Source organism: Devosia sp. (assembly GCF_028290645.1).
Taxonomy (GTDB): domain Bacteria; phylum Pseudomonadota; class Alphaproteobacteria; order Rhizobiales; family Devosiaceae; genus Devosia_A.
Map to the genome: position 1 here is coordinate 1 of NZ_JAQGJL010000403.1, position 11,612 is coordinate 11,612.

Here is an 11,612-nt window from a genome sequence, read left to right on the forward strand (position 1 = left end):
ACTGCGCCGCGTGGGAGGTGTCGATCTGCGCGGCGAGGCGGTCGAGGTTTTCGGCCGTCAGCTGGTCGGAGGCCGGGGCCGTCATGCCGTCGGGGTCGCCGACCGCGCGATTGCGGTAGCGGTAGGCGTGCTTGGTGGCTTCGACGAGGCCGTGGATGTGGGCAAAGCTCTCCGCCTCGGTGACGCCGAGCCGGTCGAAGATGCCGAGGATCAGCAGCGAGGCGATGCCCTGCGTCGGCGGCGGTAGGTTGTAGACCGTGCCGACCGAGGTTTCGAGCTTCAGCGGGGTCACGAAACCGGCACGATAAGCCTCGAAATCCGTCTGCCGCAGCGGGCTGCCGGCCGCCTCGAGGAAGCGGCCGTTGGCGACGGCGAGCTCGCCTCGATAGAAGCTGTCGAGCCCATGTTCGGCTAGATGCCGGAGCGTGCCGGCGAGGGCCGCCTGGACCAGCCGGTCGCCCGGCTTCGGCGCCTTGCCGTCGATGAGGAATACCTCTGCAAAACCCTCGACCGACGCCAGTTGCTCGAAGCGCGATGCGGTGAGCTTGGCCTGGCTCTGCGACACGGCGATGCCGTTCTCGGCATGTGCGATGGCAGGGGCGAGCAGTTGCGCAAGGGTCATGCGGTTGGCGGGATCGAGCTCCAGGGCCAGCTGCCAGCTGGCAATGGCGCCCGGCACCAGGAGGGTTGCGTCCGGTCCGCGCACCGGAATCTCGGTGTGGCCGCGCTCGCGGTACCAGTCGGTAGTGGCGAGCCGGGCCGCCCGGCCGGCGCCGGAGATGCCGACGGGCGCCTGCCCCGGCCGCTGGATGAGCCAGAAGGCGTCGCCGCCGATGCCGTTCATCTGCGGGTAGACCACGGCGATCGCCGCCGCGGCAGCCACCATCGCCTCGATCGCGGTGCCGCCGGCCATCAGCACGTCGCGGCCGGCGAGCACAGCCAGCCGGTGCGGCGCGGTTACGGCGCCGTTGAGGCCGAGGGCACTATGGATCATTGCGGGCACTTTCAGTTTGGAGCGAGCCGCACATCATCCCAGTTCGACGGGCCGGTCAACGTCGCCCATAGTGGTATTTTCGGGCCGCGTGGCGGGGCGTTGTCGCACCTGCGTCCCGGCATGATATGATCGGTGGTGCGGAGCTGGTGATGCCGGACGACAAGAAAAGGGACGTGATCCTCGATACGACCGGCGACGCGGTGCAGCTGGCGAAGACGCTGATCCGCTCTGCCCAGTCGGCCTCGATCGCCACGATCGAGCCCGGCACCGGCTGGCCGATCGCCACGCGGGTCGGGGTCTCGACCGATGTCGACGGCGCGCCGATCATCCTGATTTCGCGCCTCGCGGTGCATACCGGGGCGCTGCTGGCCGATCCGCGCTGCTCGCTGCTCGTGGGCTATCCCGGCAAGGGCGACCCGCTCGCGCACCCCCGCGTCAGCATTCAGTGCGAGGCGCGCGAGGTGGAGCGGGACAGCGACGAGCACATGCGGCTCGATGCGAGATATCTGGCCCAGCAGCCGAAGGCCCAGCTCTATTCCGGGCTCGGGGACTTTCGCTACTTCCGGCTCGAGCCGAAGAGTGCCTCGCTGAACGCCGGATTTGGCCGCGCCTATGCGCTGAAGCGCGAGGACATCATCGACTGACTGTCAGGGAACCGAGCGCCGCGCGGCTTCCGTCCAAGGTCGCAGGTGTCAACGCATCATTGATCGGCTATGGCAGCCTCGGCGCCGCAGAGACGCCCGAGGGGAGAGAGCATGATCTACGAGTTGCGAATCTACACCTGCCCGCCCGGCCGGCTGCCCGACCTTATGCGTCGGTTCGAGGACCATACACTGAAGCTGTGGGAGCGGCACGGCATCGAGCAAGCCGGGTTCTGGACCACGCTCATCGGCAATTCGAACAACGATCTCACCTACATGCTGCGCTGGCCATCGCTTGCGGCGCGCGAGGATCGCTGGGCGGCATTCCTTGCCGATCCGGAATGGCAGGAGGCCCGAAAGGCGTCGGAAGCCAACGGGCCGATCGTCGCCAATGTCGCGAGCCAGCTCCTCACCCCCACGGGGTTCTCCAGCCAGCGCTGAGGCCTGCTCCCCCGCTGCGCTGCGAGCGACCGAACGCCGATCGACAAGCTGCCGGAGAGGGTTGGCTAGCGTTCGGCGCCCGTGCAATATCGCCGCCAAGGGTTGAGGCGGGAGACCGGATATGGGTGGACGATCGGGCGGCAAGCGGCCGGCGCTGGCGTTCGCCTATGACCCGATCTACACCGAGCGGGTCTTCACCCCGGAGCAGTTGAGCCGCCTTGCCGGTTTCTGCGCTGTGCTGAGCTACGATCCCATCCTCCGCATCGACACACCGGTGGCGCGCAAATTGCTGCGCGAGGCGGAAATCCTGGTCACCGGCTGGGGCCCGCCGATGCTTGACGAGGCACTGCTCGCCGCCGCGCCGAACCTGCGCCTCATCGCCCACTCGGCGGGATCGGTGAAGTATTTCATCGCGCCCGAGGTGTTCGAGGCCGGGATCACGGTCACCAATGCGGTTGCGGCCAATGCCGTGCCGGTCGCCGAGTACACGTTGGCCGCGATCCTCTTCGCCAACAAGCAGGTGCTGCGGTTCCGCGATCTCTATCGCGAGCGGCGGAGCGAACTGCGTGCCGATCCGATCATGGCCGAGCCGCTCGGCAATTTCGGCAAGGTGGTGGGGATCATCGGCGCCTCGCGCATCGGGCTGCGGGTGATCGAACTGCTCAGGCCCTTCGATTTCGAAGTGCTGCTCTACGATCCATATGCGAGCGAGGCGCAGGCCCGCGCCATGGGCGCCACGCTTGTTGGTCTCGACGAACTGATGGCACGCGCCGACGTGGCGTCGCTCCATGCCCCCGCAATCCCCGCGACCCGGCAGATGATCGACGCGCGCCGGCTGGCGCTGCTGCGCGACGGGGCGACGTTCATCAATACGGCGCGCGGCAGCGTGGTGGACCACGCGGCGCTCGAGCGCGAGCTGGTGTCGGGCCGCATATCGGCGGTGATCGACGTCACCGAACCGGAGGTGCTGCCTGCCGCCTCGCCGCTCTACGAATTGCCCAACGTGCTGCTGACGCCGCATATGGCCGGCGCGATCGGCGCCGAGCGCGAGCGGCTGGGAACGCTCTGCGTCGACGAGGTTGAGCGGTTCGTCACCGGGCAACCGCTGCAGCACGCAGTCGCCTACGATATGCTCGAGCGGCTGGCGTAGCGCCGCACGGGAGGGGGAACATCACCATGCGCATCGTCATCGGCTCGGACCACGCGGGCTTTCCGCTAAAGGGCGCCATCGCGGCGCATATTCGCGGCCTCGGGCACGAGGTCGCTGACGCCGGGTCGTACGATCCTGCGCCAGTCGACTTTCCCGATATCGCCAAGGAGGTGACCCGAGCCATCCTCACGGGCACGGCGGATCGCGGCATCATGGTCTGCGGCACCGGCGTGGGCGCGGCGATCGCGGCCAACAAGGTCAAGGGCATCCGCGCTGCGGTCTGCCATGACGTGCACTCGGCGCACCAGTCGGTGGAGCACGACGACGTCAACGTCATGTGCATCGGGGCGCAGATCGTCGGCGCGTGGCTGGCGGTCGACCTCGTGACGGCCTTCCTCAATGCCGAGTTCTCTACCGAGGAGCAGTTTCGCCGGCGCGTGGCGAAGCTTGCGGAGATGGAAAGGTGAATGAAACTTGGGGGCGCCGGTGCGCGGAAGTGCGTGCAGTCATCAATCGCGTGCGTAGAAACCGGCGTATCTAGACGGCCACTATTACCCATATGCGGGAGCTGCGCTTCTTAATGCGGTTGTCTGTGTCCGACATCGAGTGCTTATTGCAGACTTATTCCAAAGGGCGCACTCAGAAATGGATATTGCCTTACGATTTCAACGATTCGTCCAAGGGATTGGGGTGGCGATTCGGCTTCCAGCGCTGCTGGGGACAATATTCCTGCTCTGCGGGGTAAGTGGTGTGATGGCGCAACCGTACAGCAGCTCGGTTTCCATCGCTGTCTCCCCGGCTTCCGGACCTTATCACGTCGGCGACGTAGTGACTGTAACGGGCACAGTTACCGCGTCGGCAGGCAACGTGGGGAGCGGGTGGCATGCCGTCGCGTTCTATAACAATAACGATCAACAAAACGCTGATGAAATCTTGCTATCCGGCACCTAGTCGGTACAGCTAGCTATCAGGTGACTTTATCGGCGCTTGGCGACAACGAGATAATGTTCTGGTACAGCGGATCAGACGATGTGTCCTCCAGCAACAGCACCGTTACCCTCAGCGCGATCGCCCCAGCCAGTACAACGACCCTAAGTATCACACCCAACCCGGTTGCACCGGGTGAAGAGGTTACGCTCGTTGCCACTGTTGCCGCCACGGCGGGCGAGGTTACCGGCGGCCTGGGGGTCACGTTCTTTGACGGGAGCGTCCTTCTCGATACCGTCGAAGTTGTCGACGGGCCGCTTTCGGGCACGGCTACACTAACGACGTCGTTCTCGACGGCCGGCCCACACATCATCACCGCGGCTTTCAACGGTACGACCAGCGTCGGCGCCAGCAGCATTGAAGGAACCGCCGATGTAGTGGAAGTGTCCCTGGACAGCGCCAACCTTCGCGCAACTCAAATTTCGGCAAGCCGGCTAGAGGCGCTCAACTCCGGCCGGGCCTTCGTCGATGCCATCCAGGCTTCGATCCATGGCGGGTTCAATGCCGGCCACCAGCTGACGCTGGGCGCCAACAGCGTGCAGATGAGCTATGTGCCGGAGGCTGTGGATGATGTTGCATGGCCGGACGGCACCGTGCCCGCCGGCAATACGCAGATCTGGGCAAATCTGAGCGGCGCCGGCGTCGGCGGCTGGGGGAATGGTGACGCGGATACGATTTCGGGCCTGCAGATCAACGCCCTGGCCGGCATCTCCTACAAGCTGACGCCGGAACTCCTAGTCGGCGTGGTGGGGGGCTATGAGGCCTTCCACTACAACTCGACGACCATGGACAGCACGCTGAGCGGCGATGGCTGGACCCTGGGGGGCTATGTCGGGGGCAACATTGCCGACGACATCAAGGTATTCGCGGCCTTGGGGTATAGCGGACTCGGCTATGACGGCACAGCCGGAGCCGCCACCGGCTCGTTCGACGCCTGGCGCGTGACTGCCAGTGCCGGCATAGGCGGGGCTGTCGACACTTACGGCTTCACCATTGAACCCTCGCTCAACATCTTCGCGCTGTGCGAAGGCCAGCAGGGCTATACGGACAGCCTGGCCACTACGCAGGCCGCGCGCGATTTCATGACCGGCCAGGCATCAGCGGTGGTCAAGCTCCTGTATCCGCTGGCGGCGGAAGGCATGGACATGCTGCCCTATGCCGGACTGTATGCCGACTACACCGTCGAAGGCGACAGCGAGGACCTCCCGGCACTGGGCCTGGGTGGTCTGGTAACGGGGCTCGATGGAGGTGTGTCGGGGCGCATCATCGGCGGCGTGGGCGCGAGTTTCGATGGCGGCGCAAAGTTCGATTTCGGCGCCCAACTCGGCGGGATTGGGGCAGATCTGCGCACATACAGGTTCACGGGTGCATTCAGCCTGCCGCTTTAGCGAGAAGCTCGCTAAAGCGGTTGCAACGCTGGCGGAGTTAGGGTGGTGAGCGCCCAACTCACCCACTGGCGCTCCGGGTTGCGCCGTCAGCTCCGCCAGTGTGCGACGGGCTCGCTGAGGGTCTGCAGCGTCTCGGCCGGCTCGCCGTCGATGCGGCGGAGCAGCAGGCGGGTGAGTTCGACCCCGGCGGCGTAGACGTCCTCTTCGATGGTGTCGACGCCCGGGAACACCGTCGACAGGATGTCCGAGGTCTGCTTGCAGATGAAATGGATGTCGCGCTCGAGCATCACGCCGCCATCCTGGAGCCCGCACAGCATCGAGATGGCGCGGGTCTCGCTGTCGCAGATGAAGCCATCCGGGCGGTCGGCGCGATCGGCGAGGTCGCGGCCGAACTGGCGCATCTCCGCCGATGCGGGGCGGATGGCCTTCTGCACCACGACGCGGCTCTTGACGCCATGCCTCGCCGCAGCGCGCTCGAGCGTACGGACGATGTTGTGGTAGTTGTTGGTGGTGTCGTCGCCGATCGCCAGCATCACGTCGCGGCAGCCCTTCTCGACCAGCCGCTCCACCGCGAGTTCGGTGAAAGCCTCGGCGTGGAAGTCGTGGAACGGGTGCGGCGTGAAGAACTCGGTCCGACCATGGCTGACGAACGGAAAGTCATGGTCCATCATCAGCTGAACGCGCCGGTCACGCGCCCCGGTATGGGTGATGATCACCCCGTCTGCGGTCCGGTTCTCGAGGATGTAGCGCACCGTCTCGACCGACGCGACGCGATCGAATTCCGGCATCACCGTCAGGTGGTAGCGGGTGCCGCCGATGGCCTCGCCGATGCCGCGGATCATGTGGCGGGAGAAGTCGATCGCCTCGTCGGAGCCATCGAGCACCAGCGCGATGACGTTGGTCTTGCCGGTCCTGAGGCGCACCCCCGCACGGTCCGGTACGTAGCCGACCGAGCGCGCCGCGGCTTCGACCTTCTGGCGCGTCTCTTCCTTCAGCGACGCGCCACCTCGAAGCGAGAGCGACACCGTCGACAGGCTGAGCCCGGTCAGTTCGGAGATGGTCTTGAGCGTCGCCCGCTTGCCCCGTGGCTGGCGGATATTTCTGCCGGCATCCGGCTTTGATTTCGTCATCGTCGTTTCTGCAACCCCGGCCTCCTCATACACCCGACACCAGTTGTCGGGAACCTGAGAAAAATTGCATCGCTGCAATTTTCACGCCAATCGATATTCACGCCGAAAACTGCACCAACACACTGATACATATAGCATATCTTCTGCATCTTCGGTGCAGGCCAAGCAATTCTGCATCACTCGTTGCAACGTTGCAATAAATGCGCTTAGCTCAATGTGCACTCAGGAGGTGCCGCGCAGCCCGCGCATGACGGTTGCGACGCCAAACATTTGGAGGAGGAATTCATGCTCAAACGGACTCTCTTGTCGTCGGTCACGGCGATAACGCTCCTGGCGGCAGCTGCGGTGCCCGCCAAAGCAGAAGTGACCTTCATGTATGCCGAATGGCTTGCCTCGCTGGTCGAACCGGGGATCACCGCGTTCGAGGCCGAGACCGGCGAAAAGGTCAACGCGATCAAGCTGCCCGGCGCGGGCTATGACCAGCGCATCGCGCTCGACCTGTCCGCCGGCACCGCCGCCGACGTGATCCAGATGGACTCGTTCATGGTCTCCGAGCTCGCGTCGGCGGGCTATCTGCATCCGCTGAACGACCAGGCCGCCGGCTGGGACCAGTATCAGTACTACATGCCGGGCCTGCTCGAAGTGGCCTCCTATGACGGCAAGGTCTACGCCCTGCCGACCGACACCGACGTGCGCATGCTCTGGTATGACAAGTCCAACTTCGAGAAGGCCGGGATTCCCGTGCCGTGGGAGCCCAAGAGCTGGGCCGACGTGCTCGATGCTGCCCAGAAGCTCAAGGATGCCGGTGTCCAGTATCCCTTCCAGCTGCCTGCCGGCACCAAGCAGGGCGAGGCCGCTACGATGCAGGGCTTCTACATGGCGCTGCTCGGAGCCGATGTTCCCGAAGGCGACCGCAATCGACTGCTCAACCGCGCGACCGGCCAGTGGATCGGCGACAGCCCCGCACTCCGGCGCACGCTCGATCTCTACCACCAGGTCTATGTCGAAAAGAAACTGACGCCGGCCGACCTCAACTACGCCGCCGATATCGGGGCCGCGGTCCGCGAAGCGCTCGCCAACGACCAGCTCGGCATTCTCGCCTCGGGGTCGTGGGAGGACGCGTGCCTGTGGGATTGCAACGGCGTGAACCTGCCGAGCCGCGAGGAGCGCGATGCCATGGTCGGCTGGACGCCGTGGCCGGGTTCGGGTGAACCGGGCACCAAGGCGACGACCAACATCTCAGGCGGCTGGACCATCGGCGTCAATGCCAAGGCCGCCGACAAGGATCTCGCCTTCAAGCTGGTGACGACGATCTTCGACGTGGGCAACTTCAAAGCCTGGACGCTCGCCAACCATCGCATGGGCGTTCGTACCGACATCTCGGAATCGCCAGAGTACATGGAAGACGCATACCTCGCCAAGGCGACGGCGCTTGCCGCCGATACTACCGGCCGCGACACGGTGCCCGGCTACCAGACCGTGTCCGCGCTGGTGCAGCAGATGACCGCTGACATTCTCGATGGCCAGAGCGTCGAGGACGTGATCGCCGGCTATCATGCCGCGCTCGTCGACGAGTTCGGGGAAGAAAAGGTCATGACCTACGAGTAGGCCATTCCGCCCGACACGGCGGCGCCCGGGCTCTGCTCCGGGTGCCGCCGTGACGTGGCGCGGTAGACCGAAGCTGGTCCACCGACCTTCATCCCCCGATTGACGAGCCGCCCATGAGAAACCAGGCCAACCCCTGGATCACCAGCAATCTGCCGCTCCTCGGCCTCGCCATGCTGCCGGCCATCATCCTGATCGGCGCCTTGGTCTATTTCACCGTCTGGGCCTTTACCTTCAGCTTCACCGACCTCGCGCTTGTCGGTCGAAAGTCGGTCGAATGGTCATGGGTGGGGTTCGAGAATTTCGAGCGGCTGTTCACGCGGCGCGGTTTTCTTGAATCGCTGTGGACCACGATCATCTTCGTCTTCTTCTCGGCCATTGTCGGCCAGTCGGTGCTCGGGTTCCTGCTCGCCACGGCGTTGCGCGGCACCAGCTCGACGCTGAAGACCGTGGTCGAGGTCTGCATCATGCTGGGCTGGCTCCTGCCGGACATCGTCGCGGCGTTCCTGTGGTCGGCGACAACCTCCCAGACCGGGCTTATCAACGCGCTGATCGTCGTGCCGCTCGGCTTCCGGCCGGTCAACTTCATCAACGAGTTCGCTTTGCCGGTCGTCACCATCGCCAATATCTGGAAGGGCACCGCCTGGTCGTACCTGCTGTTCTCGGCGGCGCTCGACTCGGTGTCGCGCGAGGTGGTCGAGGCGGCCAAGATCGACGGCGCCACCCCGTTCCAGCGCACCTGGCTGGTGGTCCTGCCGATCATCCGGCCGCATATCGCGACCAACATGCTGTTCATCACCATCTGGACCTTCACCTATTTCCCGCTGATCTTCGCGATGACCGGCGGCGGGCCGGGCCGACAGACCGAAACGCTGGCCGTGTTCCTCTACAACCAGAGTTTTTCGCGCGGCAATCTGGGCTTCGGCAGCGCCATATCGGTGGCCATGCTGCTCATCGTCGGGGCCCTGTCGCTGATCTATCTGCGCATGCTGCGGGAGCCGAAATAGATGGAACCCGGCACCGCTCCCTCGCGCGTCCTGTCGCTCGGCCTGGCCTTCATGGCGCTGATCTGGGTCAGCCCCTTCGCCTGGCTGTTCACCAACGCCTTCGATCCCGCGGCCACCGGAAGGCTCGCCATTCCGCAATCGATCGGGCTCGAGAATTTCGCATCGGCCGTCAGCGGCAACGCCGGGCAGCAGTTCCTCAATTCGCTGCTGATCGCCGCCGGCACGGCGACGCTGAGCGTCCTCGTCGGCATTGCAGCCGCCTATCCGTTGTCACGGCTGCGCATCCCCGGGCGCAATGCGTTCCTGTGGACGCTGGTGCTGCTGCGCATGCTGCCTTCGATCGGGGTCCTGGTGCCGATCTATTTCGCGGCGCAACGGGGCGGGCTGCTGAACCAGCTCGGCGTGATCATCGCGCTGGCCATCCTCAACCTGCCGTTCACCCTGCTGCTGCTCAAGAACTTCTTCGACACCATCCCGATCGAGCTCGAGGAAGCCGCCTATGTCGACGGCGCCTCGCTCTGGCAGATCGTCACGAGGATCGTCATCCCGATGTCGCGGGCCGGCATCGCGGTAGTCTGGTTCTTCAGCTTCACCGGCGCCTGGAACGAGTTCCTGCTGCCGCTGATCTTCTCACGGGTCGAGGCGGCGTTTCCGATGTCGGTCGGGCTCTACGCCGCCTTCGGTCTGCAAGGGGCCATCGACTACGGGTTCCTTGCCGCCTTCTCGATCGTCTACGCGGCGCCGGCAGTCGGCGTGTACTTCCTGCTGCGGCGGAACATGAACACCGGGTTCGCCGGTGTCGGGGTAAAAGGATAGCCTGAATGAACTCCCTCTCGAGCAAGCTTGGCCTCCTCGATGACGACATCAAGGAGGAGGACAAGCTCTTCCGGCTGTGCGCCGACCTCAAGGCCAAGATCCTGACGCCCGTCCCCGGCGACTTCGCCTGGCGCTACAGCGAGGCCGATCTCGGCGCCGACGAGGCACTGAAGGCCGATTGGCGCACCTGGCCGGCCTTCACCGACAAGACCGTGTGGAGCAAGAAGCAGGGCCACACCTGGTTCGCCGCCGAGGTGGTGGTTCCGGAGGAAGCTGCCAGGAAGACGCTGGTGCTGCGCTTCACCTCGCAATGGCAGGACCGGCCCGGGACCACCGACCCCCAGTGCCTCGCCTATCTCGACGGGCACATCGCCCAAGCGATCGACGGCAACCACACCGAACTGGTGATCGCCCGCGATGCTGTGCCGGGCACTAGGCGCATCCTGCTCGTCAACGCTTTCACCTTCTTCGATCGCCCGCTGGTCGGCTTCAAGGCCGAGTTCATGGTCCGCCACGAGCGGGCCGAAAAACTCTACTACGACCTCATGACCCCACTCGAGGTGGCGACACGCCTGACGCAGATCGACGGGCGGCGGCACGCCATCCTCAACCTCGTGGAAAGATCGCTCCGCGCGCTCGACCGGCGCGGCGGAGTTAACCCCCAGTTCGAGGCCTCGCTGCCGGCGGCGGAAGCGATCGCCTCCGAGATCTACGAACTGGTCGATACCGAGGTGCAGCCGACCATCTCGGCCGTCGGGCACACCCATCTCGATGTCGGGTGGCTCTGGCGGATCATGCACACGCGCGACAAGACCGGCCGCAGCTTCGCTACCGTCCTGAAGTTGATGGAGGAGTATCCGGACTTCGTCTTCATGTACAACCAGTCGGTGCTCTTCAACTTCCTCAAGACCGACTATCCCGAAATCTGGGAGGGGGTCATCCAGCGCCAGAAGACCGGCCAGTTCGAGATCGAAGGCGCCATGTGGGTGGAGCCCGACGCCAACATCATCTCGGGCGAATCCATGGTCCGCCAGATCATGCGCGGCCGACGCTTTCACCTCGAGCATTTCGGCGTCGTCCCCAAAACCGTCTGGCTGCCCGATACGTTCGGCTATTCCGCCAACCTGCCGCAGGTGATGGCCCGCTCCGGCCTCGAATACTTCGTCACCTCCAAGCTCAGCTGGAACGATACCGACCGGCACCCCTACGACACCTTCTTCTGGCGCGGCATCGACGGCACGGTGACCAAGGCGCAGTTGATCACCGCGCAAAAATTCGACAGCGAGCGCATCTACACCACCTACAATTCCGACCTCTCGGTCTCCGAAGTCATGGGCGCCTGGAAGCGCTACGAGCCGAAGTCGGTCAACGACGAGGTGCTGCTCTGCTACGGCTTCGGCGATGGCGGCGGCGGCCCCACCCGCGCCATGATCGAGCGCGGCATTCGCCTCGA

Annotated in this window: 10 protein-coding genes and 1 pseudogene; 9 read left to right on the forward strand and 2 right to left on the reverse strand. The window is 65.0% G+C overall.

The window, feature by feature from the left end; all coding sequences use genetic code 11:
- The coding region (locus JWQ89_RS21290; protein WP_299644481.1) for a gamma-glutamyltransferase at positions 1–994 on the reverse strand (994 nt) is incomplete at its 3' end.
- 149 nt (positions 995–1,143) lie between these two features.
- On the opposite strand from JWQ89_RS21290, the gene JWQ89_RS21295 reads away from it, so the two are divergent.
- The 5 genes from JWQ89_RS21295 (at position 1,144) to JWQ89_RS21315 (ending at position 5,601) form a co-directional block, all read left to right on the forward strand.
- The gene (locus JWQ89_RS21295; protein ID WP_366144030.1) at positions 1,144–1,638 is read left to right on the forward strand and encodes a pyridoxamine 5'-phosphate oxidase family protein; all 495 of its coding nucleotides are present in this window, start codon (positions 1,144–1,146) and stop codon (positions 1,636–1,638) included.
- Positions 1,639–1,749: 111 nt separating this feature from the next.
- Entirely contained in the window at positions 1,750–2,076 is a 327-nt protein-coding gene (locus JWQ89_RS21300) for an NIPSNAP family protein (protein WP_299644483.1), read from the forward strand.
- Between the two features lie 121 nt (positions 2,077–2,197).
- Entirely contained in the window at positions 2,198–3,226 is a 1,029-nt protein-coding gene (locus JWQ89_RS21305; protein WP_299644484.1) for a hydroxyacid dehydrogenase, read from the forward strand.
- A 26-nt stretch (positions 3,227–3,252) separates the two neighbouring features.
- A complete protein-coding gene (gene rpiB / locus JWQ89_RS21310) occupies positions 3,253–3,693 on the forward strand; it encodes a ribose 5-phosphate isomerase B (protein WP_299644485.1) in 441 nt (146 codons plus the stop codon).
- A 537-nt stretch (positions 3,694–4,230) separates the two neighbouring features.
- On the forward strand, positions 4,231–5,601 hold the full coding sequence (locus tag JWQ89_RS21315; RefSeq protein ID WP_299644487.1) for an Ig-like domain repeat protein: 1,371 nt from the start codon (positions 4,231–4,233) through the stop codon (positions 5,599–5,601).
- A gap of 86 nt (positions 5,602–5,687) precedes the next feature.
- On the opposite strand, the gene JWQ89_RS21320 is transcribed toward JWQ89_RS21315, so the two are convergent.
- The gene (locus JWQ89_RS21320; RefSeq protein ID WP_299644489.1) at positions 5,688–6,731 is read right to left on the reverse strand and encodes a LacI family transcriptional regulator; all 1,044 of its coding nucleotides are present in this window, start codon (positions 6,729–6,731) and stop codon (positions 5,688–5,690) included.
- 285 nt (positions 6,732–7,016) lie between these two features.
- On the opposite strand from JWQ89_RS21320, the gene JWQ89_RS21325 reads away from it, so the two are divergent.
- The 4 genes and pseudogenes from JWQ89_RS21325 to JWQ89_RS21340 form a co-directional block, all read left to right on the forward strand.
- A complete protein-coding gene (locus JWQ89_RS21325; RefSeq protein WP_299644490.1) occupies positions 7,017–8,339 on the forward strand; it encodes an extracellular solute-binding protein in 1,323 nt (440 codons plus the stop codon).
- A gap of 113 nt (positions 8,340–8,452) precedes the next feature.
- Positions 8,453–9,343, forward strand: a complete 891-nt coding sequence (locus JWQ89_RS21330; RefSeq protein WP_299644491.1) for a sugar ABC transporter permease — start codon at positions 8,453–8,455, stop codon at positions 9,341–9,343.
- Complete coding sequence (locus tag JWQ89_RS21335) at positions 9,344–10,159, forward strand: carbohydrate ABC transporter permease (protein WP_299644494.1); 816 nt, start codon at positions 9,344–9,346, stop codon at positions 10,157–10,159.
- Between the two features lie 5 nt (positions 10,160–10,164).
- Positions 10,165–11,612 (forward strand): annotated as a pseudogene (locus JWQ89_RS21340) (alpha-mannosidase); the annotation flags it as partial.

Bases quoted from the DNA above. Each gene is read 5' to 3' on its own strand.
- JWQ89_RS21335 (WP_299644494.1), top strand. From the start codon at position 9,344: ATGGAACCCGGCACCGCTCCCTCGCGCGTCCTGTCGCTCGGCCTGGCC.
- rpiB (WP_299644485.1), top strand. From the start codon at position 3,253: ATGCGCATCGTCATCGGCTCGGACCACGCGGGCTTTCCGCTAAAGGGC.
- JWQ89_RS21330 (WP_299644491.1), top strand. From the start codon at position 8,453: ATGAGAAACCAGGCCAACCCCTGGATCACCAGCAATCTGCCGCTCCTC.
- JWQ89_RS21305 (WP_299644484.1), top strand. From the start codon at position 2,198: ATGGGTGGACGATCGGGCGGCAAGCGGCCGGCGCTGGCGTTCGCCTAT.
- JWQ89_RS21315 (WP_299644487.1), top strand. From the start codon at position 4,231: ATGTTCTGGTACAGCGGATCAGACGATGTGTCCTCCAGCAACAGCACC.
- JWQ89_RS21295 (WP_366144030.1), top strand. From the start codon at position 1,144: ATGCCGGACGACAAGAAAAGGGACGTGATCCTCGATACGACCGGCGAC.
- JWQ89_RS21320 (WP_299644489.1), bottom strand. From the start codon at position 6,731: ATGACGAAATCAAAGCCGGATGCCGGCAGAAATATCCGCCAGCCACGG.
- JWQ89_RS21300 (WP_299644483.1), top strand. From the start codon at position 1,750: ATGATCTACGAGTTGCGAATCTACACCTGCCCGCCCGGCCGGCTGCCC.
- JWQ89_RS21325 (WP_299644490.1), top strand. From the start codon at position 7,017: ATGCTCAAACGGACTCTCTTGTCGTCGGTCACGGCGATAACGCTCCTG.